A 24,772-nucleotide genomic window follows, 5' to 3' on the forward strand; every position below is an offset into this window, starting at 1 on the left:
GTGGGGCAGGCAACTTTTTGCTGTCCCAGAGCCGGTTCCCCGCCAATTCCGCCATTGATGTCTACCCAGCACTCCGCTTCTTCATCGTCCATGCCGGTCGGGTCGATCCGATTGATCGGGTCCCCGCTCACATAATTATACCAGTTCATCCCGTCCGCATACCCGATGGGATCAGTCTGCATGAACCTTCCCAGCACGGGGTTATAAACCCGGGCCTTGTAGTAATACATGCCGAGCGCGGGCAGCCATGCTTGCCCTGTGTACTGGAACCGGCCGGTGTTGCCCGATCCCGGCACCCCGTGCTCGTCATAGCTGTTGAGGTTGGTCGGCGTGCCCGAGCTGTTGGTGATGGCGACCACGGAGCCGCGTTCGTCGGCGTGGAGCCAGCGGCGGTCGGTTGTGCCCGAGCCTTCGTACCAGACCAGCGGCTCGTCGGTGCCGGGGCCGTATACGTAGCGGCGGCGGATCGCGCCCGAGGTGGCGTCGCGCTCCATCACCATCTCGCTGCCGTCGTGGAGCAGGGCCGAGTTCGGCGCGGTCTCGTGGAACAGGCGGCCGAGCGGGTCGTAGGCGTAGTCGCCGCCGGGCGCGGTCGCGAGCTGGTTGTCGGCGGTGTAAGCGTAGGCGTCGGTTCCGAGGCTGGTGACGTTGCCCCGGCCGTCATGGCCGATGCTGGTCGAGCCGGCGGCGGTCGCCTGGTTGAGGCCGTTTACGGTGTAGCCGCGATTGACGTTGGCGTGGCCGCCCCAGGCGTAATTGTCGTTCGATCGCGTGACGCTGGCGATCTGGCTTGCCGGGTTATAGGCGAACCCGTGGGTGAAGTCGTAGGTGGTGCCCCCCAGGTCCTGCGCCAGCGACGTGAGCCTGGAGACGCTGTCGTAGCCGTAGCTGGTGCTGGTGCCGTTGCCCCGCGTGACCCCCGTGCGCCGGCCCTGGTCGTCATAGGCATAGGTGGCGAGCACGCCGACCCCGGAGGTCGCGCCGTTCTCGCGGATCGCGGTTACCTCTCCGGTGACCAGGTGATCGTAGTTCACGTAGAACCCGTCGGGCCAGCTCAGCGACGTGCGCCTGCCCGCAAGGTCGTAGGCCGAGGTCATCGTGCCATACCAGTTGTCGAGCTCATGCGTCCGGCGGCCCAGCGCATCGTAGCTCGGGCTGACCGCATGGCCGTTGCTGTCCTCCGCCCACACCAGCCGCCCGAACAGGTCGTAGGCAAAGCCGAAGTCGGTTTCCCAGAACACGGTGTTCGGCCGGTCCATCGCAGTCAGCCGGCCGAGATGGTCGTAACCGTAATAGAGCATCGATCCGTCACGCGTGCGCCGCGCGGTCACCTGGCCGCGGGCGTCATAGGCCAGCTGCTCGTAATCGGTGGTCGAGCTGGTCCCCGCGCCTTGCGTGGTCGACGGGAACCGCGTCTTGAGCAGGCGGTCCATGCCGTCATATTCGTAGCTGGTCTTGTTGCCCTCGGCATCGGTGACCGTGGCTAGCCTGCCGTTGTCGCTATAGGTGTTGGTAACCTCGTCCGACTGGGCGGTATCGCCATAGGCCGACTGGACCAGGGTAAGCTGATCGGCCGCGTCATAGCTGTTCTTCGTGATCCGGTCCGGACCCGCCGCGCCGGTGGTGGCTGCCGTGCATGCGGCCGGAAGGCTGCTCCAGGTGGCGCTGTTCATGCGCAGCGCGGTGCATTCCAGGCGGCCGGACGCGTCGTAGCTCATCTGGGTCACCTGATGGACCGTGCTGCCGGCGCTCACTGCCTGCTTCACCGGGCGGTCGACGCCGTCATGCTCGGTCGCCACTTGTTGGGTGGCCGTGAACCCCGCCCAGTCGGTGTCGCTCTGGCTGTCGACATTGCCGCTCTCGGCCAGCGTGACGCGGCCCTTGGCGTCATGCGTCAGCCGCGCGGCGCGGGGCTTGAGCGCGCCCGAGCCGTCGGGATCGGGGCTGGTCACCCCCACCATCTGCCGCGCCGCGTCGTAGCGATAGCGCATCGTGTCCGCACTGCCCGACAGGGGCCCGTCCACGGTGAGCAGATTGCCGGCCGCGTCATAGGTCATCGCACTGGTCGCGGTGAGCGAGGCGTCGCCCGCGCCGGCAGTCACCGAGACGGGCAGCAGGTTGTTGCCCGTGCCGTTGGTCTGCGGGCCGTAACTGGTGGTGCTCACCACTTCGTCCGCGCCGCCCGTGCAGCTCGCGGTGGTGCGGCAGGCCGCGACCGAAGTGAGCAGCGTGACCGGCTGGCCGGACGCGACGATCCCGCTGCCCTGGTCGTAATAAGCCTGGAGCGACGTATAGCCGTAGCGCGTCTTGGGCCGCGTCCCGCTCGTCACCGGCGCGGGCGCCTCCACGGTCAGCACCCCGCCATGCGTGCTGTCATAGCTATAGTCGGTGACCTTGCCGAGCGCGTCGGTGGTGGTGTTCGGGCGGTTGCACGTCACCGGATTGGTGCAGGTCGCGTCGAACGCCGCCGAAGTGACGATGTCGCTGACGCCCGAGCCGGACTTGGCGACCGCGCGGCGCTCGGTGACGTTGCCGCGCGAATCATAGGTGAACTGCGTGGAATTGCCCTCCGGCTGAGTGACCGAGGTCACGCGGCCACTCGCATCATAGGCCCAGCTGGTCGTGCGGCTGAGCGGATCGGTCATCGAAGTCATGCGCTGCTTGGCGATGTCGAAGGTGTAGGTCGTGGCGTTGGAGCCGGGATCGGTTACGACTATCGTGCGGACGCCGGTGAGGGTGTTGTCCGACCTGGAATAGCTGGTCGTGCCGGCAGCCGTAGTGATGCTCGTGACGTGAAACGGGGCGGAACTGGAATAAGCGACCGTCATATCCTCGGCGGTGCTGGCGGGACGCGTGATGCCCAGGATGCCGCCGCTGCCCATCCGGTATTTGGTGACTCGGCTGAGCGGGTCGGTGATCTCGAAATAGGTGGATCCGCCGCTCGTCGAATAGCCATGGCCCTGCGTTCGCGGGGTGCTGCCGGTCGCGGCGAGATTGGCGGCGGCCACGCCCGTGACGGTGCCCCAGTCGGTGAGATCGGGGAATGGCTCGTCGGGATCAGGCCCCAGAACGTCCAGATAGGCGAACCCGATCTGATAGCCATAGCTGTTGCGCACGGTCGCGACGCGGTATTCGTCCGAATGCCCCGTGCAGATATCGCCGGCGCCGCCGGGCTTGGACTGCGAGCAATAGGTGACGCTCTGATAGTCGTAGGTCAGCTTTTCGCCGTTCGGCCGGGCGAGGTCGGTCAGGCGGCCCGAGGTGGCGAAGAACGGGTAGGCGCCGGACTTCTGCTCGCTGAAGTGCGCCACCGTGCCGTCGGATCGGGTATAGGTATAGATCGAGCCGCTTTTGGTCAGCGTCGCGCCGCTGCCTTCGGTCGATGTGTAGGTGCTGCCGGATACGTTGAAGGTCTCGGACATGCCCCCGATCGTCACGGTCAGCACGCTGCCGCCGAGATTGAGCGTGCCGGTCAGATTGTCCGCCCAGCCCGATCCGCGGTTCAGCGAATGATAAGCCAGGCCCTGCGGCTCCGCGCCGCCCATGGTGAGCGCGGGACCGTCGGCGTTCATATTGCCGAGGAACAGGTCCACGCCATTGCCGTCGATCGACTGGCGAACCGGCGCCGGCGGCGCAAGCTGCGCCAGCGCGGGCACCGCTTGCGAAGTGAGAATGGTCGAAAGGCTCAGAAGGGCGAGGCGCGCACGCGTGCGCCGCCCCCCGACACGGGTCGAGGTCGTCATGGTGTTTCTCCGATGGGTTGTGCGCGCCGCCCTGTGGCGGCCGATCGTCAGTTGGGGGAGCCGGTGACCGTCAGGTTCTTGCGGTTGTCGGCCTTGTCGAACGTGTAATTGGCGGTGAGGTTGTCGTTCACCGAGCCGGAATGCTCGACCTTCACCACGCGCCCCTTGGCGTCATAGGTGTAGGTGATGGTTTCCGAGGCGATCGCCGCGGTCGCGAGCACGGCGGCAACGCCAATGAGCAGATGACGAGCGCGCATGAAATTCTCCAGTTTCCCGGCGAAGCCAAGCTGGCCTCGCTGCGAATCGCTGGGTCGCAGGCAATTTCCTACATGTATCCAACAATCGTTCGATGCGGCGATTTCGCCGGATTGCCGCCAGCCGGAGCGGCGGCCTTGCGAAGACTTCGGGAATTGGCGCGCCCGGCTGGATTCGAACCAGCGACCACAGGCTTAGAAGGCATGTGCTCTATCCAGCTGAGCTACGGGCGCGCGCGGGGAGAGCGTTAGCGCGGATTGCGCGGGCGGGAAACCGCGATAAACTCGGGCCATGAGCATTGGGGAAGCCGGGCCCGCCAGGGTCGCCGCGGGGGGAGTGGCTGCGGGCCATTTCCGCTATTTCGATTTCGTCATGGCCGCCTTCGTCGCGATCATCCTGCTTTCGAACGTGATCGGAGCGGGCAAGGTGGCGCGGATCTGGCTGCCGGGGCTGGATGTCTGGTGGCCCTTTGGCGCCGGCATCTTGTTCTTTCCGATCTCCTATGTGATCGGCGACGTGCTGACCGAGGTCTACGGCTATGCCCGCGCCCGCCGGGTGATCTGGGCGGGCACCGTCGCGGTCCTCTTCATGGCCTTCATGTCGTGGGTCGTGGTGGCGCTGCCGCCCGCGCCGAGCTGGACCAATCAGGCCGCGTACGAAACGATCTTCGGCCAGGTTCCCCGCATCGTCCTGGCCTCGGTCTGCGCCTTCTGGGCGGGCGAGCTTGTGAATTCCTATGTGCTCGCGCGGATGAAGCTGTGGACCCGGGGCCGCATGCTCTGGGCGCGCACGATCGGATCGACCGTGGCGGGGCAGGGGATAGACAGCCTGATCTTCTACCCGCTCGCCTTCTGGGGCGCGGCGGGCTGGACCAACGAGCTGGTGATCCAGGTACTCTTCACGCAATGGGCGCTCAAAGTGGCGTGGGAAGTGATCCTGACGCCCGTCACCTATGCGGTGATCGGCTTCCTCAAGCGGCGCGAGGGCGTGGACGTGTTCGATGAGGGCACCGACTTCACGCCCTTCACCGCGCGGATCTGATGAGCCCGCTGCAATCGGCCAAGCTCTGGGCGGTCGAGCACCTCAGTCTCGCCAAGGACGCGCTCCACATCCATGTCGGGCTGCTGCTGTTTCTCGGCAGCGCGCTGATCTTCCGCTGGTCGATACGGAGCTGGAAGCCCTGGACAGTGGCGCTGGCCGCCGTGCTGATCGGCGAAGCCTGGGACCTGCGCGACAGCACCGCCTATGACACGCCGGTCGACCTGTGGCGAAACTGGAAGGATGTGTGGAACACGATGCTCTGGCCGAGCGGGATGATGGCGCTGGCGCGGTTTACGGCGGTGTTTGGGCGGAGTTAGGCCAGCGCGAGCAAGAGCCCACGCCACGCGTCGAGCGCCGCATGCGTTGCTACAGTAGCGGCATGAGCGATTACGTGGCTATCAAGCAACCGCTTCGAGCAGCCCCTCGAACAGCCGCCGCCCGTCCGTCCCGCCATGCGCGGCTTCGATGCGGCGCTCGGGGTGGGGCATCATGCCGAGCACGTTGCCCGCCTTGTTGAGCAGCCCGGCGATCCCGCGCGCCGATCCGTTGACCTCGGCGGCGTAGCGGAAGACTACGCGGCCTTCCCCTTCGATTTCGTCGAGCGTCGCGGCATCGGCGAAATAATTGCCGTCATGGTGCGCCACGGGCATCGTGATGTTCTCGCCGGCATGATATCTTGAGGTAAAGATAGATTGCGAAGTCTCGACGGTCAGCGGCACGTCGCGGCAGACGAAGTTCAGCCCGGCATTGCGCATCAGCGCGCCGGGAAGCAATCCGGTCTCGGTGAGGATCTGGAATCCGTTGCAGATGCCGAGCACCGGCACGCCGCGCGCCGCGGCCTCGACCACGGCCTTCACCACCGGCGAACGCGCCGCGATCGCGCCGCAGCGGAGGTAATCGCCATAGGAAAAGCCGCCGGGCAGGGCGATCAGGCCGATCCCCGCAGGGAGTTCGCTTTCGCCGTGCCAGACCATTTCGGGCTTGCGGCCGGTCACGCTTTCTAGCGCGACCGCGATATCGCGATCGCAGTTCGAGCCTGGAAAGACGATGACCGCGGTCTTCATTCGCGCTCGACTCGGTAATTCTCAATCACCGTGTTGGCGAGCAGCTTGCGGCACATCTCGTCGATCGCGGCGTCACTGGTGCCGTCCGCCAGATCGAGCTCGAAGATCTTGCCGGCGCGGACATCCGCGACGCCTTCGAAACCCAGGCCGCCCAGCGCATGCTGGATGGCCTTGCCCTGGGGATCGAGCACCCCGTTCTTGAGCGTGACGATGATGCGGAGCTTCATGGGCGCGCCTATGGCGGGCGCGGCCCGGTCCTGCAATCAGAAATAGCGCGCCAGTGCGAAGCGGAAGCGGAGCCGGTCGTTGGCGTAATAAGGCAGGTTCGAATCCACTCGCGAATAGGATGCGCTGACCTGCGGCGAGAAGCCCCATAAACGGATGCCGCGATTGCCCAGTGTGGCGCGCGTGCTCAGCCGCCAGTCCCTGCGCGGATCGGCCGAGAAGATCAGCATCGGCGCATCGAATATCGCACGGCTGGCGGTTCCACTCAGCCCGAAGGTGATGCCGTGAGGAAGCTCGCCGCCAAAGCCCGCTATCACGCCTGCTTCCTTGCTCGAATATTCCCGCGCGACCAACGCGTCACGCCTGCCGAACACGCCGGCGGAGGCGACTAGGCTGCGGCTCACTGCGTGCTCGAAAGTTGCGTAAAGCCCGGTCTGCCAGCCGTCGTAGCTGCCATCGAACATTGCGTCGGTCTTGCGGGCATCGAGCTGGACGCCGATCTGGCTTATCCGGTCGAGCCGCGCCTGGAAGCCAGCCTTGATGCCCGCCTGGCGAGTGACGAGGTGGCCGCCATACCAGCGCTGCGCGCCGAGCGCCTGGGCCGAAATGCTGGCGGCAGGGCTTAGGCGGTATTCGGCGCCCATGGCGGCCTGCGATTGCAAATCGTCATAGGCGGTGCCGGCATAATTGCTGCCGCTGCTGTCCAGATCGAACAGCGCGGAAACCTTTTCCCCCACCGGCAGGCGCAGGCCGCCGGAGACCGAAGCGGTTTGCCCCGTGCCCGATCGCGCCTTTGCCTGCGCATCGAGCGTTACGGGAAGCTGCCCGCCGCCATATTGCAGGGTGATCTGGTCGGCGGAGGTGGCGTTGTTGATATTGGTGTCGGGCGCGATGGCGAAGTCGATATCGAGCCGCCAGGCGCGCTTGGAACGGATCACGTCGCGCACCGAGCGGATGGTGCGCGCTACATCCTCCGGCAGGTCGTCGGTCTGCTGGGCAATGCGGAACTGCTTGTCGGCGCTCTGGAGCTTGCCGAGCGCGAGCATCTCGCGGCCTAGCTCCAGCCGCACGCGCGCTTGTGAAGGATCGTCGGCGAGGATCGCAATGTAGAAATCGGCCGCCGCCTGGTGATCGCCGCGCCCCGCGGCGAGCTGCCCGCTCAGGAAGCGGGCCTCGAATTTGAAATCGGGAATGCTCGACAGAGCAGCGAGCATCGGCTGCGCTTCGTCGAAGCGCTTGGCTGCGATCAGCGACAGCACTTCGCCGAACAATGCGTCGGGCGTCATGCGGACCTTGCAGGTTTCCGCCACGCATTTGTCGATTATCGGCGCTGGAGCTTCCTGCGCCAGCGCACCGGCGGGCACGAGCAGCGCCGCCAGCAACGCCGCTGCGAGCCTCATGTTACGGCTTCTTGCCGACGAACGAGCCCAGAATGTCGATCCGCTGATCGGGCGTGCCGCCGACGATGCGGAAGCCGCCGCCGATCTCTTCGGCGTTCGGGCCGAAGAAAGTGCCGTCCAGGCTCGATCCTGCGATGTTGAGCGAATTGGCGCTCGTGCAAGCCGCGGCGAAACATGCCTGGCTGAACGAACCCGCGAAGCCGCCGCGATTGATCATGTCGATCGTCGCGCTGCCCGTGGCGCTGAACGCGGTTCCGGCCGAAAGCGGATAGATCGCGCTGGTATAGGCGTCGATCGTCGGCGCGAAGAGCGTGCCGGTGAAAGTCGAGCTCACTGTCCTGTTCGTGAAATTGATCGTGCTGGTCTGCGCGCCCTGCATCCATTGCATGTAGGTGGAGCCGGTCGCGTCCGCGGTCGTCGTCGGATCGACATTGACCACCATCGACGCGATCATCTCGCCGCTGAACGTGGCGCTGCCGCTGGCGGGCACGGCGGAATTTGCGCTGCGCTCACCGAAAACGAAGGCTGCGCGATCGAGGCTATAGGTCTCGCGCAGATAGGCGGCGCCGACAGCCGGCGTCTGCAGGGCGCCGCTCACATTGTTGCGGACGAAGCCGGCATAGGTGACGTATTTGGTCGTGGTGCCGGGCTTTTGGTAGAACAGCGTCTGGGTGGACGAGCTCGAAGCGTCGTCCATCACCGGATATGCGGAGCCGACCGAAGCGGCATAATAGGGGCTGGCGGGACTCAACCGGCTGCCGGTCTGGCTGCCTGCTTCGAGATACTGGATTTGCCGTCCTGCGGCGAAATTGGGAACGCCGGCCTGGGGGCCTAACGGACCGCCAAAGGCTGTGCGGTGCTGCGGATCCTGAAAACGAAAGGCCGTGACGTTGACCATGCCGTTCGGCCGGTTGATCGTCATTTCGAAGATCGCGTCGCGCGGATTGTAGGTCAGACTGATGCCGCTGTCGCGAGCGGTGTTGGCGTCGCCAGCATAGAGCTGCCCGCCCTGGCCGATGGCGTTGGAATCGGTGAAATATTCGTAATGCTGGACCGCGCCGATGCTCTCATAGGTCTTGGGATCTGTGGGGGCGACGAAGCTGTGCGTTGGCGTGGGCGTGCCGCTGGGCACCGCCGCGGTGCTGCCGACCGTCTGCGGCCGCGTATCGCCGCCGCAAGCCGCGAGCGTGACCGCGCCCGAGAGCGCCAGCAAGGTCCGGAAGGAACGCATCGAAAATCCCCTGAGAGTTCTGTCCCGGGGGTAAGCGGCCATGGTTAAGAAGCTGTTTAAGCGAGGGCGGGAAACGGGGTTTTTCGGCGGGTAACTATCAGCGGCAGCGCGGAACTCTATTCGCCTCCCTTTGAGGGAGGGGAGCTGGCTACTTCCCCCGCCTTTTCCGGTGGCTCTCCAGATCGAGCACTGCCGAATCCGCGCCCTCCGGCAGCAGGCCCAGCCGCCGCGCGACTTCCTGATAGGCTTCGACCTCGCCGCCAAGGTCGCGGCGGAAGCGATCCTTGTCGAGCTTCTCGTTGGTGGTCATGTCCCACAGGCGGCAACCGTCGGGGCTGATTTCGTCGGCCAGGATGATCCGGGGATAGTCATTGTCCCAGATCCGCCCGAATTCGAGCTTGAAATCGACCAGGCGGATGCCGATCCCGGCGAATAGGCCGGCGAGGAAATCGTTCACGCGGATCGCCATGTCGGCCATGTCGTGCAGCTCTTCCTGCGCCGCCCAGCCAAAGGCGAGGATGTGCTCGTCGGTTACCATCGGGTCGCCGAGGGCGTCGTCCTTGTAATAATATTCGATGATCGTGCGGGGCAGGGGCGTGCCCTCCTCGAGGCCCAGCCGTTTCGCGAGACTTCCGGCAACGACATTGCGCACCACGACTTCGATAGGAATGATCTCAACTTGGCGAATAAGTTGCTCGCGCATATTGAGACGGCGTATGAAGTGCGTCGGGATGCCGATCGTCGCGAGCAGCGTGAAGACGTGCTCCGAAATCCGATTGTTGAGTACGCCTTTGCCGCTGATCGTGCCCTTTTTCTGTGCGTTGAACGCAGTGGCATCGTCCTTGAAATACTGGATCAGCGTGCCCGGCTCGGGACCCTCATAGAGGATCTTGGCCTTGCCTTCGTAAATCTGCCGGCGGCGCGCCATTCGTGTCCCCTAGGATCTTGGCCCTGAAAATACATGACCCCGGCGCCGCGGGTGACCGCGTTCAGCCGGGGCCGTGGAATTGCCGCGCCTATATCGAAAGGCCCCGGCGCGCGCAATCAGGCTTGCGGCGCGGCGATGTCGCGTTTGCGGCGAAACCACCGGACGAGCATGATCACCGGAAAGGCGAGCAGGCCCCAGGGCAGCAGGTAGATCGCCAGTGTGAACACCGCGCGCAGCCCGATCAGGAAGTTCGCGGCGGACGCCTGAGTGGCATCGCCAAGTTGCGCGCCGACGCTGTTCGCATTGGCGGAAGGGGCGACCGCCATGTAGCGGATATCGAATTCGGACATCGCGACCCGGCCGCGCAGCTCGCGCAGCCAGCCGCGCGCCTGGTCGAGCTCTTCCTGAGCCTCCGCGACGCTGCGCTCGGCCTCGACCAGCTCGCCGACCTTGCCCGCGCGGTGACGCAAGACCTCGGTCAGCCGCATGACGAGCAGTTCGCGCTGCTTGATACGGGCCTCTGTATCCACGATCGCCTTGGAAGCGTCTTCGGCCTCCACCTTGGTCTCGGTGGATCGCCCGCCCAGGTCGGCAATGGTGTTGGAAAGCTGGTTCGAAAAGGCGCGGGCTTCGCTGCTTGCGACGCGCAGCTTGAGCGAGCCCGCGCCGGTCTCCTCGGTGCCGGTGCCGCGCCCGAGCGCCAGGATCTGGCAGCGCGCCGCGCCCATCTGCTCGCAAAGCCCGCGATGCGTGTCTTGCGCGCTCGCCAATTTGTCTTCCGGCACGATGAAGCCGAGCGACCAGGCATAGGCCAATTGTGGCACGCTGACTTCGAGCGGCGCGCGCTTGCTTTCGCCAGCGGGGCCGGCGACCGTTTCGGCGCTCGCGTCGGCGGTGACCATGGGCCCTTCCTCCGCGGCCTGCCTCTCGGAATCCTGTGCGGAGCAAGCTGCTAATGCGGCGGCGGCGGTGAGGGCGAAATAGGCACGCATGGCATCATCTCCCGTTGTTCGGGGATAATCCACCACATCCGTGGGACTTAATCAAGCCACAATCTTGCCATAGTTACGGCCATATTGTGGCGAGACTCAGTTTCCGTCCTCGTCCTTCGCGAACCAGCGTTGCATCAGCGAGGCCTTTTCGCGTGGGGGCGGGGGGGCGTGATATTCGCCATCGCCGTGCTGATAGGCCGGCTCAGGCTCGGCGCTGCCGACCGGGCGGCCGTGGATGATCCAGCGCAGCACCAGCACGACGAGCAGCATGAGCAACAGCCAGGGCCCGACGCTCGCCAGCACCACGACGAGCTGAGCCAGCGTGTTTTGCAGCGTCTGCCCGGCATTGCGGAAATTGGCGTCGGAGGAGCCCAGGCCGGTGAGCGCGTTGCTCGACTCATAGGTGAGCAACAGCGGCGCGGTGGCCAGCGTCTGGCCTTGGCTCGCCTCGACCTCCGCAATGGTAGCCAGCGCGTTCTGGATGCGTGCGGCGCGAGCCGCATTTTCGGGCGTGTTGACGCTCCTGGCGTTGCTGAGCTGATCCTGGAGGCGATTGACTACAGCGGAGCTGCGCGCCGATGTGGTGGCGTCGGCCCCGCGGATTTCGGTATCGACCAGCACGCCATCCGATCCGGTCACGTTCGCAGTGACCGCATCGCCATAATTGCGTGCGATCGCCGGATCGACGCGGATCGTCAGCACCGCCCTGGTGTGATTTGCGTCATCGACGCGGTAGCGCATCGAAAGGATGCGGCAGCGCGCCGGGCCCAGCCGGTCGCATGCGTCCGCATTGGATTGCAACACGCCCTTCAGCCGATTGCCGGGCAGCCGATAGGCATAGCGGTAATCGAAGCCAGTCCCGGTGGAAGCGAACGCTTCCGCATTGGCGGCAGTCGTGAATTCGGAACTATCCTTCGCGCCGGCCGCGGGCTTCTTGCCCGCATCCTCGCAACCCGCCAGCAGCGCCAGCGCCGCCAATGCCCACACGACTCGCATCGAGTCCTCCCTGTTTGGTTGACACGAAGTAACCTGTTTTGCGGGCGCGCCAAACCGTGCGGTGCGCGCCGCGTTCCCGTATCGGGATGCGCGCCTTGATTGGGGCGACGCTGCGCCGCCGGCTTGGGTCCGCCCTAAACCCAGACTTAGCTGTGGACGACGGAGCTCCCGGCCGTGGCGCCCGCTTGCGCGCGCTGCTATCGCGCAGGACAAATGACCCTCGACACCGACCTCGCCGAACCTTCCGGCCACACCGAAATTCCCTTCGATAGCGCGCTTTCGGAGCGCTACCTCGTATATGCGATGTCGACGATCACGGCGCGCTCGCTGCCCGATGTGCGCGACGGGCTGAAACCGGTGCACCGCCGGCTGCTCTGGGCGATGCGGCTGCTCAAGCTCGATCCGGCGAGCGGCTACAAGAAGTGCGCGCGCGTCGTCGGCGATGTGATCGGCAAATATCATCCGCATGGCGATCAGTCGGTCTATGACGCGATGGTGCGCCTGGCCCAGACCTTTGCGCTTCGCTACCCGCTCGTCGATGGGCAGGGCAATTTCGGCAATATCGATGGCGATAACGCCGCGGCTTATCGCTATACCGAAGCCAGGCTGACCCAGGTCGCGATCGATCTGATGGATGGGCTGGACGAGAACGCCACCGACTTCCGCCAGACCTATAATGGCGAAGACGAAGAACCCGAGCTGTTCCCCGGCCTCTTCCCCAATCTGCTGGCAAACGGCGCGAGCGGGATCGCAGTGGGCATGGCGACCAGCATCCCGCCGCACAATGCGGCCGAGCTGATCAACGCGGCGATCGCCTTGATCGACCAGCCCCAGGCCAATGTCCTCGAATATCTTAGCGGTCCCGATTTCCCGACCGGAGGCGTCGTGGTCGACAGCCCCGCATCGATCGCCGAGAGCTACGCCACCGGCCGTGGCTCGTTCCGGGTCCGCGCGCGCATCGAGAAGGTGACCGAGAAGGGCGGGGGCTGGCACCTGATCGTCTCCGAAATCCCTTACGGCGTGCAAAAAGGCAAGCTGATCGAGCAGATCGCCGACCTCATCAACGACAAGAAGCTTCCGATCCTGGGTGATGTTCGCGATGAGTCAGCCGAGGATATCCGCGTCGTCATCGAGCCGCGCAGCCGCACCGTCGATGCCGACACGCTGATGGAGAGCCTTTACCGGCTATCCGATCTCGAAGTCCGCGTGCCGCTCAACCTCAACGTGCTCGACGCGCGCCATACGCCCCGTGTGATGAGCCTGCACGAAGCGTTGAGCCAGTGGCTCGAGCACCAGTTCATCGTGCTGCGCCGCAAGTCCGAGCATCGGCTGGGCAAGATCGCCGACCGGCTGGAGCTGGTCGCGGGCTATATCATCGCCTTCCTCAACCTCGATCGCGTGATCGAGATCATCCGCACCGAGGATGAGCCCAAGCAAGTGATGATCGTCGAGTTCTCGCTCACCGATCGCCAGGCCGAGGCGATCCTGAACATGCGGCTGCGTTCGCTGCGGCGGCTGGAGGAAATGGAGCTCAAGCGCGAGCAGGAGACGCTGGAGAAGGAAAAGGCGGAGCTCGAACTGCTGCTTTCGTCCGAGGCGCGGCAGCGCACCCGGATGAAGCGCGACCTTGGCAAGCTGCTGGCGCGCTATGGTCAGGACACTGCTCTGGGTGCGCGCCGCACGACGATCGAGGAAGCCGGCCCCACCCGCGAAATCCCCCTCGAAGCAATGATCGACCGCGAGCCGATCACCGTGATCCTCTCTCAGCGCGGCTGGATTCGAGCGATGAAGGGGCATGTGGAACTGGCTTCGGCGGAGACATTGAAGTTCAAGGAAGGCGATGGGCCGCTCTACGCTTTCCATGCCCAGACGACCGACAAGATCCTGCTCGCTGTCGACAATGGCCGGTTCTACACCCTGGCAGCGGACAAACTGCCCGGCGGGCGCGGGTTCGGCGAGCCGGTGCGGCTGATGATCGACCTGGAAGGGGAGCGGCAGATCGTCGCGCTACAGCCGGCCAGTGCTGCGGCGCGGCTACTGGTGGTCGCGAGCGATGGACGTGGCTTTGTGGTCAAGGCCGAGGACGTGATGGCAGAGACGCGCAAGGGCAAGCAAGTGGCGACCCCGCGTGCCGGCGCGCTGCTCAAGATCGTGCGGGCGATCGGCGCGGAGGACGATGCAGTCGCGGCGATCGGCGACAACCGCAAGATGCTGGTATTCCCCTTGTCCGAGGTCGCCGAGCTGGCGCGCGGGCAGGGCGTCCAGCTCCAGCGTTTCCGCGATGGCGGGCTTTCCGACGCGATCACCTTCAAGATGGCCGATGGCCTGAGCTGGCCAATGGGCGGCGAGAGTGGCCGCATGCGTACCGAAACCGACCTTTCGGCGTGGCGCGCGGCACGGGGCGCTGCTGGACGGATGCCACCGACGGGCTTTCCGCGCGACAACCGCTTCTGATTTGGCGATAATTTCAGATTGCTTCAGCCGGATTTAACCAATCCAGTTTAGCTCCAATTCTGATGCAATTCCGCCGAGCGAAATCATTGCACGTTCCGCCTGCCGAGCATGCCCCGCCGGTGGAGGATTCGCGCGCTCACGGCCCGAGCGACATCGGCATGATAATCGACTTGCTGCCGATCCCCGCCGCGATCCTTACCTTCGACGGCGCGGCCTTCCATTTCGCCACGGTCAACAAGCCGTTCCGCCTGGCGGGGCTCGGGGTGCTTGCCGCGGAATCGCCCGTCGTCCGGCTGCTTGGGTCCCGCATTCGGTGCTTCCTGGAATCGGAGGAAACGCATCAGGAGATCGCCTGGCAGTTCGGCAGCGAAGTCGATAGCCGCCATTTCCGGGTGATGCTCGCCCGCCGCACGGTCAATCGAGGTGCGCCCGGGTGCATGTTGACGCTGATCGATCACACCTCGGAGCTGCGCACCGAGCAGAGCCTGCGCCGCGAAATGGCGACCGACAGCCTCACCGGCTTGCCAAATCGCACCGGGTTTTCGGACGAGCTAGAAGACGCGATCCGTCCGGACATCGGCGCCGATCACGCTGTGATGGTGATCGATCTGGCCCGCTTCGGCCGCGTCAATGCCTGCATGGGCGGCCTGGCCGGGGACGAACTGCTGATATCGGTCGCGCGACGGATCAAGGGCGCGCTGCGCGGGCACGACATTCTCGCCCGCTTGGGCGGCGACGAGTTCGGCGTGCTGCTGACGCTCGACGATGGCCCGGCGGATGCGCTCCATGTCGCCAAGCGAGTCGAAGCCGCGCTGACCACTCCCTTCCGGCTTTCCGATTTCGAAATCCGCGTCGAATGCTCGATCGGCATCGCAATGGAAGCCGACAATGACGGCGACCCCGAAGACCTGATCCGCAACGCCCAGTTCGCAGTGAAGCGCTCGAAGAAGACAGGGCGCCCGGAAATCTATCACATCCGCGCCTTCGATATCGCGCGGGAGCAATTCGGCATCGAGACCGAGCTGCGGCGCGCGATCGAGAACGGGCAGATGCGGTTGAGCTATCAGCCGATCTGCGACCTGAATTCGGGCAGGATCACTTCGTTCGAAGCACTGGCGCGGTGGACGAACGAAGAGGGAGTCGAGCTTTCTCCCAACGACTTCATCCCGGTGGCCGAGGAATCGGGGCTGATCATTCCCCTCGGCCGCTGGGCGATGGACGAGGCCACCCGGACGATCGCCTCCTGGGACCGGGCCGCTGGCGGCGATTGCGGCGTGAAGGTCGCAGTCAACCTCTCCGCGATCCAGCTTCAGCGCGATGCGATCCCTGAAATGGTCAAACAGGCTCTGGATGCGCACAGGGTGTCAGGAAACCGGCTGACCCTCGAACTCACCGAAAGCGCGATCGTCAGTGATCCGGACCGGATCGCCCGGGTCATGAGCGCTCTGAAGGACCTGGGCACGACGCTCGCGATGGACGATTTCGGCACTGGCTATTCGAACCTCGCTTATCTCCAGAAGCTGCCGATCGACTTGCTCAAGATCGACCGCAGCTTCATCTCCGGCATGCTCGCCGATCGTGACAAGATCGCGATCGTCCGCGCGGTGCTGAGCCTGGCGCAGGCGCTGGGAATGCAGACGATTGCGGAAGGCATCGAGACGAACGAGCTGGCGCAGACGCTGGCGGCGCTGGGCTGCAATTACGGCCAGGGCTTTCTCTATTCGCGCGCGCTCGAAAGCGACCTCGCTTATGCACTGCTGCTGGATCGCAACGCCTGACCTACGAGGTGGTCGGCTATCCTCTCGACCTCCGCCGCGTCCGGAAAGTCCTCCGCAACCCAGCGATCCTCCACAGCGTGCAGCAGCCGCGCGACCTCTGGCCCCGCGCGGACCCCCCGCGCCACGATCGCACCGCCGCTGAGCGGAAAGCGGGGCGGCAGCCAAGTGGCTACGAACATCGCTTCGGCCAGAGGGCGATTCGACAGCAAGAGGCGATCGAGCGCCGTCTCGGTGCCGGCGCGATAAGCCAGCGGCTTGGGGCCACCCTCGGCCGGGACGACCGCTGCGCAAAGCCGGCGGCGCTGCAGTTTCGAAAGCTTGAGCCTGGCTCCCACGGATTCAGCGGCGTCGGGCGGGAGCAGGGCCGCGAGGCGGCGGAGGGGATCCGCTGCGATGCCCGCCTCCGCTTCCCGGGCGGCGAGATGCGCAAGCCGCTCGACCGCAGCTATCTCGGGCAGCACCGGGAGCAATATTCCGCGAGTGATCATGAGTTCGGTGACGCGCACGGCATCCGTCGCCGGCAGCAGTTTGAGCAATTCGTCGCGGATCCGTTCCCGGCTGAGGGCCATCAGGTCCTTCGCGCGCGCGGTGCAGGCGTCAAGTGCGGCTTTATCGGGCGAATCACCGAACCGCGCGAGGAAGCGGAAGAAGCGCAGGATGCGCAAATGATCCTCCGCGATCCGTTGATAGGGATCGCCGATGAAGCGCACGTGGCGCGCGTCGAGATCGGCCATCCCACCGAAATAATCAGTGAGCTCGCGCGTGGCGGGATCGGCATAGAGCGCGTTCATCGTGAAATCGCGGCGGGCAGCGTCTTCGCGCCAATCGTCGGTGAAGGCGACGGTGGCGTGCCGCCCATCGGTGGAAACGTCGCGGCGCAATGTAGTGACTTCGATGGGGCCGCTTTCGATTACGGCGGTGATGGTGCCGTGCGCGATGCCGGTGGGGACCGCGGTGATGCCCGCATCCTTGAGATGTTCCACCACGATTTCGGGTGCGAGCGGCGTAGCGAGATCGACATCGGAGACGGGCAGGCCCAGCAGCGTATCGCGAACGCACCCGCCGACATAGCGGACGTCGCCAAGCACGCGCACGAGACGATCCAGTCCCGCGCGCTGCTGCCATTCGGCTTCGGGCAGGATCATGCGGTCCATCGCAGCCGCCGCGAGAGATTGACGATCATCGCCGCCGTCGCGCCCCAGATGCGCCGGTCGTCCCATAGGATCTCGTAATATTCGCGCTCCTGGCCCTGATAGTTCGCGCGCGCGACGCGATGATTCGCATGATCCAGCACGAAGGCGAGGGGTACTTCGAAAACGCTGGCGACTTCCGCCTCGGCGGGGACCAGGGGCAGATCGGGCGGCACGACGCCCACGACCGGGACGACGTCATAGCCGGTGATGGTCCGATACCGTTCGGCAGTGCCGATCACTTCCACGCAGTTTCGCGGCAGCGCGATCTCTTCCTCCGCCTCGCGCAGTGCGGCGCCGATCGGGCCGTTATCCTCGGGATCGATGCGTCCGCCAGGAAAGGCCACCTGTCCAGGGTGGCGGCGCAGCGTCTCGGTCCGCTGCGTCAGGATCACCCCCGGCTCGTCTCGCTCCGTGACTGCGATAAGGACAGCGGCGGCGTGCCCGGCGATCTCGGGGTCGAAATCGAAATGGTCACCCGGCAGCAATACCGCCGCATGCGGCGAATCGAGTGCGGTGCGGAGCCGATCCGCGAGCCTCACGCGGCGGGCTCCACCGCAAAAAAGGCGCCATCGCTCCATATGCCCGCGGGATTGCTGCCATTGGCCAGCGCGATCTGCACCAGTTCGTAATAGACCGAACGGGCGACCAGGGCTTCCAGCCCCGCCCGGACATGCAGATAGGGGCGGGGGCCATCGGCCGTATCGTCGAAGCGCAGCGCGCGCTCCGGTCCCGCGGTGACCAGGTCCCCGGTGTTGAGCCGAAAGGCGAGCTTCATCGATTCGCCCGACCCCTCCGCCTTCATTTCCACCGCCTGGAAAGGCGCATCCTCCACTTCGATGTCGAGCTTTTCCACCGGCGTGACGAGCACAAAGCGTCCGTTGGGCTCGCGTCGCAGGATCGTGGAGAACAAGCGCACCATTGGCATGCGGCCGATCGGCGAGCCCTGATGAAACCAGGTCCCGTCGCGGGCGATGCGCATTTCGCTCTCGCCGCAATGCGTAGGGTTCCAGCTCTCGACCGGCGGCAGGCGATTTTCCTCGACCAGCCGCGCGATCTCACCGAGCGAGAGACTGGCGAAATCGGGAGGGGGCGGGGAAGGCATAGGGGGTCGTTAGGCGGTCGCGCCGATCCCCTCAAGCCGCCTGGCGAATACGGGGGCCAAGCGCTCCGGCACAATCGGGCACTTCATCGCCACGCGCGAGCAGCCGGTGTGGCTCGAACGGGCCAGGCAAGCGCCAGCCCCCGGTCTTTTCGGCCGTGAAGCCGAAGAAGCGCCCGTAATATTCAGGGTCGCCGATCAGCATCAGCGCCCTGCATCCGGGCGTTCCGCAGCCTGGAACCGCTTGGAGCATACGATCCATCAGGGCCCGGCCAATCCCTTCCTGCTGCCATTCAGGCTCGACCGCGACAGGACCGACCATCGTGAGCGGCACGCTGGCCCCGCCATCGCAGGAAAGTTCGACCGGCCAGCACTGGATCGTGCCCGCCAGTGCGCCACCTTCGCGGACAGCCGCAAAGCTCAACTCCCCTATCGCACTCGCGCCGCCACGGACCCGATAGGCGGTGCGGCCGCGACGGTCGGCCCCGAAAGCCCGATCGAGCAGCGACTCCACGCCTTGAGGGTCGATCTGGTCGATCGGCAACAGGGCAATCACGTGGGTCATGTCCTCTCAGGGGCGGGGACGGGGCGTTTAGAGGGGTCACGGCCCGGCGCAAGGCCGAATGTGGCTAGTCCCCAGGCTTTCGCACACGGCGGCTTCTGCTATTGGCCCGCGATATGCTCCCGCCCGAAAGGCCCTTCTTGTCCGATCTTCTTCAGCTTCACGTGCACGACCTTGAAATCGATGTGCTCACCGGGATTTATTCGGAGGAGACGCATTTGCCGCAGCCGCTGCGGATTTCGATGACGGTCGATCTGAACCCGCCCGAGCGCTTCGTCCCCGATACGCCGCTCAGCGCGTCGAAGAGCTATATCGACTTGAAGCAGGCCGCGACGGCGCTGCCCGAGGGGGTGCATTTCAAGCTGATCGAAGCCGTCGCCGATCATATCTGCGAAACGCTGTTCATATCCGATGCCCGGGTGCGTCGGGTGGAGATTCGAATTGTCAAACTGGCGATTGCCGAGCGGGACGAATCGATCGGGATAACCCTGGTGCGGAACAGGCGCTAAGCGCAGGGCCCCAGCGCGGCGAGGACCATCGCATAATCCTCGGCAGCGATGCGGGCGTTGTCCGGACTGTCCGATTCCAGGTTCTCGGGCGAAAGCTGGCGGGGCAACCCACAGGCGAGGCGATACCACAGCAAGGTCCCGGCCGTAGGCGGTCCCGCCGAATCATCGACGATGTCCCCTAATGAGACAGTCCAGCGCGGCGCGGCGCCCGGGCGGCGGGCGATCTGGAGCGAGACCGGCGCATTCGTGTCGGTAGCCAGGAACACCTGGGTCTCGCCTTCGCCGGGCAGCGAGCCCGGCACATGGAACGCATTGCCCACCCCGGTGATCGCGGGTGGCGCATCGGCGGCCAGCGCCTCGCGCGTGATGCCGCGGGCCATCGCGTCGATCTCCGGCAGATAATTCCGCTGGCTCTCGATTCCCGTGAGCTGGATTTGATCGGCGCGGCCGGGCACCGGGCGGGCGAAGAGAAGCACGCGCTGCTTCTTGAGCTTGGGGCCCTTGCCGCGCGAATCGAGCGGCACGTCGGCGACGTAGGCGACCCTCGCGGGCATGGCTCCATTGCCGCGGATAAGCGCCAGCACATCGACTTCGACATAATAGCGCGCCCGGCCTGGGGCCACGTCCGGCGCCTGATCGGGCGCGAGCCGGGTCGCGCTGCGGATGCGCGCATCCAGGATGAGCGGAGCGCGGACGACCTGGCCGGCGAGGGCCGCGTAACTAGGCAAATTCGCCGTGGGAAGCTGTGGATTCTGCCGGGATTGCCCTGAGGCCGGGACAATGGCCGCGAGCGCCATCGCGCAACAAAATGCGTGTCTCTGGATACGGATCATTCGCGCAGCGTTACCGGATAGCGCACATGGTATACAGAAATAATTCTGGAGCGGTCGGTGGTGCGTGCCGATCCTCTGACAAAGCGTTTGCGTCCCCCCTGTCACCGCGATAGAGACTCGCGGACTGCCGGAGATGACGCCAAAAGAGCGGCAGGCGGCTCGGGCCCGGGACACCCCGTGGTATGGGATCGCAGTCGGATTATAGGAGTGACGGTGCCGAATGGCTTACGCTGACCGGAATACAGGTGGCACCCGAATCGTCGCGATCATATTGGTCGCGCTGATCGTGGCGGGCGTGGGATACGCCTTTGTCACCGGGCTTGCTTATCAATTTGTCAAGAAGACGGCTGAAAAGCTCAATACCTTCGACGTGGAAGAGCCGCCTCCCCCCGAGGAAGTGCCCCCACCGCCGCCGCCGCCGGATTCCGCGGTGCCGCCGCCGCCGACCTTGGTCGTGACGCCGCCGGCGATCGTGAACGTGCCGCAGCCTTCGCCGCCGATGATGACGACGCCGGTGCCGCAGCCGCCACCGCCGCTGTCGCCGCCCGCGCCGCCTGCGCCTGTGGCGCCTCCAGCGCCTCCAGCGCCACCCAAGGTCGCGAAGAAGCTCACGCCGCGCGGTTCGCCGCAAGGCTGGGTGACGGACGACGATTATCCGGCTTCGGCGCTTCGTGCCGAGCAGGCGGGTACCGTTCGTTTCCGGCTCGATGTCGATGCCGGGGGACGGGTGACCGGCTGCTCCGTCACTGGATCGAGCGGCGTCGCGGTGCTGGATACCACTGCGTGCAACCTGCTGAAGCGTCGTGCGCGATTCAATCCGGCCGAAGACGCCAGCGGGAACAAGATCCCCGCGCCGTATAATGGCAGCTTTACCTGGAAGATTCCGCGGTGAATTGAGCCGGCGCGCCGAGGCGGCGCGCCGGGTGTTTGAGAACAAGCGCTATTTTAGAGGAAGACCGAAATGCTCACGACCATTCTCGCAGCCGCGGCGACCGCGGAAAAGGAAAATCCGTATGGCCTGATGGCGGCGCTCCGCGAGGGCGGCCTCATCACCCAGGCTACCTTCGGCATCATGGTGGCCATGCTGTTCTTCTCGCTCTACATCATGTTCATCAAGCTGTTCGAGCAGCAGAAGATCATGAGCCAGGCTGCCCGGGTGCGTTCGACCTTCTGGAACAGCAACAGCCTGCGCGAAGGCGCGGCCAAGCTCGAGAAGAACTCGGCCTATCGCCAGCTAGTCGATGACGGCATCGCGGCACAGGAACAGCATTCGAAGCTGACCGACCCCGTCGAGGCGCATGACTGGATGCACAATTCGCTCCGCCGTTCGGAAGACGCGATCAACTCGCAGCTCAAGAAGGGGCTCTCGTTCCTCGCAACCGTCGGCTCGACTGCGCCGTTCATCGGCCTGTTCGGTACGGTTATCGGCATCATCCGCGCGCTGATCAAGATCGGCTCGGCTGGCCAGGCGTCGATCGACGCGGTCGCCGGCCCGGTGGGTGAGGCGCTGATCATGACCGCCGTCGGCCTCGCGGTCGCCGTGCCGGCCGTGCTTGCCTATAACTGGCTCCAGGCTCGCAACAAGAAGATCGCTGAAGACCTCAGCGCCTTCTCGAACGATATCCTCGGCTATCTGGCATCGAACGGCGCAGTGCGTCCGCTCGGCAAGGCAGCCGCGGCGAAGGCTCCCGCCGCCGCCACGACGACTGCGGCTCGCTGATACTGGGTACGAGACCGCGCCTGTCGGCGCGGTCTCGCTGCCGCCGTCCGGGGTGAACCCGGCGGCATGAATGCGTAGGATAGGATAGCGCGCAATGTCGATGAGTGTAGGCGATTCGGAAGAAGACGGCCCGATGTCAGAGATCAACACCACGCCGCTGGTGGACATCATGCTGGTGCTTCTGATCATCTTCCTGATCACGGTTCCGGTTGTGATCCAGTCGGTCGATCTGACCCTGCCAAAGGTGCAGTTCGAGCCGACGATCACCAAGCCCGAGAATGTGTCTCTGGCCGTGACGGGCAATAACGGGCAGTGTCAGGTTTATTGGGGCCAGACCCCGGTCACGAGCAAGGAGCTGCTCGACCGCGGCGTGGCGAAACTCAAGTCCGAAATCGAAAAGGCGGGTGGCATGGCCGCGGCCAGCGCGCCTGGCTTCGAATTGCCCGAAGTGCATATCCGCGGCGACGTGAACACGCCTTACCGCTGCATCGGCGGCGCGATTTTCACCATGCAGATGGCGGGTTTCGCGAAGGTCGGGTTTATTTCCGAACCTGAAGCCGGTTCCGCTGTCGCCCGTCTTTGACGGTCACCTTTAGGAGTATTTTCCAATGGCAATGAGCGCGGGCAAAAGTGACGACGGCCCGATGATGGAAATCAACACGACGCCGCTTATCGACGTCATGTTGGTGCTCCTGATCATGATCATCATGACCATCCCGATCCAGAGCCACGCCGTAAAGGTCGATCTGCCGCAGAACAGCAACAGTCCGGCCCCGATCGTCGATACGCAGAAGAACAAGATCTACATCCAGCCCGATGGCGTTATCCAGTGGAACAGCGTTGCGGTCGACGATGTCACCCTGCGCCAGTATCTGGACGCATCGCTCCAGATCAGCCCGGAACCCGAGTTGCACTTCCAACCGGATCCGAACGCGCGTTACGAAGTGGTCGATCGAGTTCTGGCGATCATCAAGCGGGCGGGCGTGAACAAGCTCGGGTTCGTCGGCAACGATCAGTATCGCGCTGACTTCTAACCCCTCCGCCTCGCGCTTGGCGCGGACGAAAATGAAAAAGGCGGCTCTTCGGGGCCGCCTTTTTCTTTGTGCGTCTGGCCGCCAGCAAGCCCGCCCAAGGGAATTTGCGCGACTGTCTTGCAAATGCAACCCAAGTGTCACACAAGAGTCATCAGGGAGTCACAAAACTGTAACCGTAACGAACTCGGGAGACACGTAATGCGCAAGGGCTTGCTTCTGCTGACTACGCCGTTCCTCCTCGCAGCTCTTCCTGCCAGCGCCGATGACAAGGCGATTGCCGCCGCGATCTCGAGCGGCGCCTATGCCCAGGCGGAACAATCGATTCGTGCCGAACTGCGCATCTATCCAAGCCGGCCCGAGCTTTTGCTCAATCTCGCGGCGGTCTATGCCAAGACTGGGCGCGATGCGGAAGCACGCGCACTTTACACGAAGGTGCTGGCGCAGCGCGAAGTGCTGATGGACCAGCGCGCCGACAAGGTGCTGGGTTCGCATAAGATCGCATCGATCGGGCTCAAGAGGATCGCCGCAGTGCAGATGACCTCGCGCTGAGGCGCATCGCGATTGCCCGGAATTGACGTAACCGCCGGGCTGCTGTCCCCGCCGCTATAGCCTCGGCAGCGTCACGCCGCGCTGGCCCATATATTTGCCCGCGCGATCGGCATAGCTCGTCTCGCAAGGCTCGTTGCCTTTGAGAAACAGGAACTGGCAGGCGCCTTCATTGGCGTAGATCTTTGCCGGCAACGGCGTGGTGTTCGAGAATTCCAGCGTGACGTGCCCTTCCCATTCGGGTTCGAGCGGCGTCACGTTCACGATGATCCCGCAGCGCGCATATGTGGATTTGCCGAGGCAGATGACCAGCACGTCGCGGGGCACCCGGAAATACTCCACCGTGCGCGCCAGCGCGAAGCTGTTGGGCGGGATGATGCACACGTCGGTCTTGCGATCGACGAAGCTGTTGGACGAGAAGTCCTTGGGATCGACCACGGCGCTGTCGATATTGGTGAAGATCTTGAATTCGTCCGCCACCCGTGCGTCATAGCCATAGGACGAGAGGCCATAGCTGATGCACCCCTCGCGTCGCTGCGCCTCGACGAACGGCTCGATCATGGCGTTGGAAGTCGCCTGTTCCCGAATCCAGCGGTCTGACAGGATGGACATGCTTGCTCCCCGAATCTCTCGATCACGCTTTCGCCGCTCGGACGCGTTCCGGCAAGGTTTGCCTCAGATGAGACCAAGATCGCGGGGCCCGAAGGCGGCGGGAAGCAACTCGGACAGCCGGTAGGTAGCGACCATATCGCCCGTCGCGCCGCCGCAATGCACGGTCACGTCGCGCCCGCTCAGTTGCGCGGCCTCGTTGATCACTTGGCGGCACCGGCCGCATGGGCTGACGGGAGCGGCGTCCGCATGCCCGATGCGCCCGCCGATCACGCCGATCGCGACCACGTCGCGCAAGCGGCCTTGCGAACTCACCGTGCCCAACGCGACCGTCTCGGCGCAGAGCGTGAGGCCGTAGCTGGCATTTTCGAAATTGGCGCCGGTGATCATGCTGCCATCGCTGAGCAACACTGCGGCGCCGACCGCGAAATTCGAATAGGGCGCATATGCATGTTTCGATGCGTCGCGCGCGGCGGCGATCAGGGCCAGAGGATCATAGTCGGTCATCGCGCCATCACATTCCAGTTCACCGGGCCGCTCACACCCTCGATACGGCGGAA

At 64.9% G+C, this 24,772-nt stretch carries 26 protein-coding genes and 1 tRNA gene; 10 read left to right on the top strand and 17 right to left on the bottom strand.

What is annotated here, in order from left to right; translation table 11 throughout:
- The 3 genes from VF617_RS02745 to VF617_RS02755 form a co-directional block, all read right to left on the bottom strand.
- On the bottom strand, positions 1–3,743 hold a 3,743-nt coding region (locus VF617_RS02745; protein ID WP_331013329.1), incomplete at its 3' end, for an RHS repeat-associated core domain-containing protein.
- Between the two features lie 47 nt (positions 3,744–3,790).
- Complete coding sequence (locus VF617_RS02750; protein ID WP_331013330.1) at positions 3,791–4,000, bottom strand: hypothetical protein; 210 nt, start codon at positions 3,998–4,000, stop codon at positions 3,791–3,793.
- 154 nt (positions 4,001–4,154) lie between these two features.
- A tRNA-Arg gene (locus VF617_RS02755) sits at positions 4,155–4,231 on the bottom strand.
- A gap of 58 nt (positions 4,232–4,289) precedes the next feature.
- On the opposite strand from VF617_RS02755, the gene VF617_RS02760 reads away from it, so the two are divergent.
- Both VF617_RS02760 and VF617_RS02765 read left to right on the top strand, forming a co-directional pair.
- Complete coding sequence (locus VF617_RS02760) at positions 4,290–5,039, top strand: queuosine precursor transporter (RefSeq protein ID WP_331013331.1); 750 nt, start codon at positions 4,290–4,292, stop codon at positions 5,037–5,039.
- The gene (locus VF617_RS02765) at positions 5,039–5,356 is read left to right on the top strand and encodes a hypothetical protein (RefSeq protein WP_331013332.1); all 318 of its coding nucleotides are present in this window, start codon (positions 5,039–5,041) and stop codon (positions 5,354–5,356) included. The genes VF617_RS02760 and VF617_RS02765 overlap by 1 nt, the downstream gene beginning before the upstream one ends.
- Before the next feature lie 81 nt (positions 5,357–5,437).
- Here the strand turns inward: VF617_RS02765 and purQ are convergent, their stop codons facing one another.
- The 7 genes from purQ to VF617_RS02800 form a co-directional block, all read right to left on the bottom strand.
- A complete protein-coding gene (gene purQ, locus VF617_RS02770) occupies positions 5,438–6,103 on the bottom strand; it encodes a phosphoribosylformylglycinamidine synthase subunit PurQ (RefSeq protein ID WP_331013333.1) in 666 nt (221 codons plus the stop codon).
- Positions 6,100–6,330, bottom strand: coding sequence for a phosphoribosylformylglycinamidine synthase subunit PurS (gene purS, locus VF617_RS02775; protein ID WP_331013334.1), 231 nt, complete (start codon positions 6,328–6,330; stop codon positions 6,100–6,102). The genes purQ and purS overlap by 4 nt, the downstream gene beginning before the upstream one ends.
- A 36-nt stretch (positions 6,331–6,366) precedes the next feature.
- Positions 6,367–7,728, bottom strand: coding sequence for a surface lipoprotein assembly modifier (locus VF617_RS02780; protein ID WP_331013335.1), 1,362 nt, complete (start codon positions 7,726–7,728; stop codon positions 6,367–6,369).
- 1 nt (position 7,729) lies between these two features.
- On the bottom strand, positions 7,730–8,959 hold the full coding sequence (locus tag VF617_RS02785) for a transferrin-binding protein-like solute binding protein (protein WP_331013336.1): 1,230 nt from the start codon (positions 8,957–8,959) through the stop codon (positions 7,730–7,732).
- A gap of 148 nt (positions 8,960–9,107) precedes the next feature.
- Positions 9,108–9,887, bottom strand: a complete 780-nt coding sequence (gene purC / locus VF617_RS02790) for a phosphoribosylaminoimidazolesuccinocarboxamide synthase (RefSeq protein ID WP_331013337.1) — start codon at positions 9,885–9,887, stop codon at positions 9,108–9,110.
- A gap of 116 nt (positions 9,888–10,003) precedes the next feature.
- Positions 10,004–10,879 (bottom strand): DUF4349 domain-containing protein, encoded by an 876-nt coding sequence (locus VF617_RS02795; protein WP_331013338.1) that lies wholly within the window; start codon positions 10,877–10,879, stop codon positions 10,004–10,006.
- Between the two features lie 96 nt (positions 10,880–10,975).
- Entirely contained in the window at positions 10,976–11,875 is a 900-nt protein-coding gene (locus VF617_RS02800; RefSeq protein ID WP_331013339.1) for a hypothetical protein, read from the bottom strand.
- 213 nt (positions 11,876–12,088) lie between these two features.
- Between VF617_RS02800 and parC the strand changes: the two genes are divergently transcribed.
- Positions 12,089–14,329, top strand: a complete 2,241-nt coding sequence (parC, locus tag VF617_RS02805) for a DNA topoisomerase IV subunit A (RefSeq protein WP_331013340.1) — start codon at positions 12,089–12,091, stop codon at positions 14,327–14,329.
- A 158-nt stretch (positions 14,330–14,487) separates the two neighbouring features.
- Positions 14,488–16,107, top strand: coding sequence for a putative bifunctional diguanylate cyclase/phosphodiesterase (locus tag VF617_RS02810; protein WP_331013352.1), 1,620 nt, complete (start codon positions 14,488–14,490; stop codon positions 16,105–16,107).
- On the opposite strand, the gene VF617_RS02815 is transcribed toward VF617_RS02810, so the two are convergent.
- From VF617_RS02815 to VF617_RS02830, 4 genes are read right to left on the bottom strand one after another with little or no spacing between them, the layout of a single operon-like run.
- The gene (locus VF617_RS02815; protein ID WP_331013341.1) at positions 16,077–17,261 is read right to left on the bottom strand and encodes a CCA tRNA nucleotidyltransferase; all 1,185 of its coding nucleotides are present in this window, start codon (positions 17,259–17,261) and stop codon (positions 16,077–16,079) included. The genes VF617_RS02810 and VF617_RS02815 overlap by 31 nt on opposite strands.
- The gene (locus VF617_RS02820) at positions 17,249–17,839 is read right to left on the bottom strand and encodes a CoA pyrophosphatase (protein ID WP_331013342.1); all 591 of its coding nucleotides are present in this window, start codon (positions 17,837–17,839) and stop codon (positions 17,249–17,251) included. The genes VF617_RS02815 and VF617_RS02820 overlap by 13 nt, the downstream gene beginning before the upstream one ends.
- Positions 17,836–18,402: a DUF1285 domain-containing protein gene (locus VF617_RS02825; RefSeq protein ID WP_331013343.1), complete on the bottom strand. Its 567-nt coding sequence runs from the start codon at positions 18,400–18,402 to the stop codon at positions 17,836–17,838. The genes VF617_RS02820 and VF617_RS02825 overlap by 4 nt, the downstream gene beginning before the upstream one ends.
- Positions 18,403–18,433: 31 nt before the next feature.
- Positions 18,434–18,955 carry an N-acetyltransferase gene (locus VF617_RS02830; protein ID WP_331013353.1) on the bottom strand — a complete coding sequence of 174 codons (522 nt, stop codon included), beginning with the start codon at positions 18,953–18,955 and terminating at the stop codon, positions 18,434–18,436.
- A 146-nt stretch (positions 18,956–19,101) separates the two neighbouring features.
- On the opposite strand from VF617_RS02830, the gene VF617_RS02835 reads away from it, so the two are divergent.
- Positions 19,102–19,470: a dihydroneopterin aldolase gene (locus VF617_RS02835; RefSeq protein ID WP_331013344.1), complete on the top strand. Its 369-nt coding sequence runs from the start codon at positions 19,102–19,104 to the stop codon at positions 19,468–19,470.
- Here VF617_RS02835 and VF617_RS02840 read toward each other — a convergent pair.
- On the bottom strand, positions 19,467–20,198 hold the full coding sequence (locus tag VF617_RS02840; RefSeq protein WP_331013345.1) for a hypothetical protein: 732 nt from the start codon (positions 20,196–20,198) through the stop codon (positions 19,467–19,469). The two genes, VF617_RS02835 and VF617_RS02840, sit on opposite strands and share 4 nt — an antisense overlap.
- A gap of 325 nt (positions 20,199–20,523) precedes the next feature.
- Between VF617_RS02840 and VF617_RS02845 the strand changes: the two genes are divergently transcribed.
- From VF617_RS02845 to VF617_RS02865, 5 genes are all read left to right on the top strand, one after another.
- Positions 20,524–21,195, top strand: coding sequence for an energy transducer TonB (locus VF617_RS02845; protein ID WP_331013346.1), 672 nt, complete (start codon positions 20,524–20,526; stop codon positions 21,193–21,195).
- Between the two features lie 69 nt (positions 21,196–21,264).
- Positions 21,265–22,023 carry a MotA/TolQ/ExbB proton channel family protein gene (locus tag VF617_RS02850; RefSeq protein ID WP_331013347.1) on the top strand — a complete coding sequence of 253 codons (759 nt, stop codon included), beginning with the start codon at positions 21,265–21,267 and terminating at the stop codon, positions 22,021–22,023.
- 94 nt (positions 22,024–22,117) lie between these two features.
- On the top strand, positions 22,118–22,606 hold the full coding sequence (locus VF617_RS02855; protein ID WP_331013348.1) for a biopolymer transporter ExbD: 489 nt from the start codon (positions 22,118–22,120) through the stop codon (positions 22,604–22,606).
- A 25-nt stretch (positions 22,607–22,631) separates the two neighbouring features.
- Positions 22,632–23,057 (top strand): biopolymer transporter ExbD, encoded by a 426-nt coding sequence (locus VF617_RS02860; RefSeq protein ID WP_331013349.1) that lies wholly within the window; start codon positions 22,632–22,634, stop codon positions 23,055–23,057.
- A gap of 198 nt (positions 23,058–23,255) precedes the next feature.
- On the top strand, positions 23,256–23,606 hold the full coding sequence (locus tag VF617_RS02865) for a tetratricopeptide repeat protein (protein WP_331013350.1): 351 nt from the start codon (positions 23,256–23,258) through the stop codon (positions 23,604–23,606).
- Between the two features lie 54 nt (positions 23,607–23,660).
- On the opposite strand, the gene dcd is transcribed toward VF617_RS02865, so the two are convergent.
- Together dcd and VF617_RS02875 are read right to left on the bottom strand one after the other, a co-directional pair.
- The gene (gene dcd, locus VF617_RS02870; RefSeq protein WP_331013351.1) at positions 23,661–24,215 is read right to left on the bottom strand and encodes a dCTP deaminase; all 555 of its coding nucleotides are present in this window, start codon (positions 24,213–24,215) and stop codon (positions 23,661–23,663) included.
- 63 nt (positions 24,216–24,278) lie between these two features.
- Positions 24,279–24,719 (bottom strand): cytidine deaminase, encoded by a 441-nt coding sequence (locus tag VF617_RS02875; protein WP_331013354.1) that lies wholly within the window; start codon positions 24,717–24,719, stop codon positions 24,279–24,281.
- Positions 24,720–24,772 lie beyond the last annotated feature (53 nt).

The organism is Sphingomonas sp., assembly GCF_036388215.1.
Taxonomy (GTDB): domain Bacteria; phylum Pseudomonadota; class Alphaproteobacteria; order Sphingomonadales; family Sphingomonadaceae; genus Sphingomonas.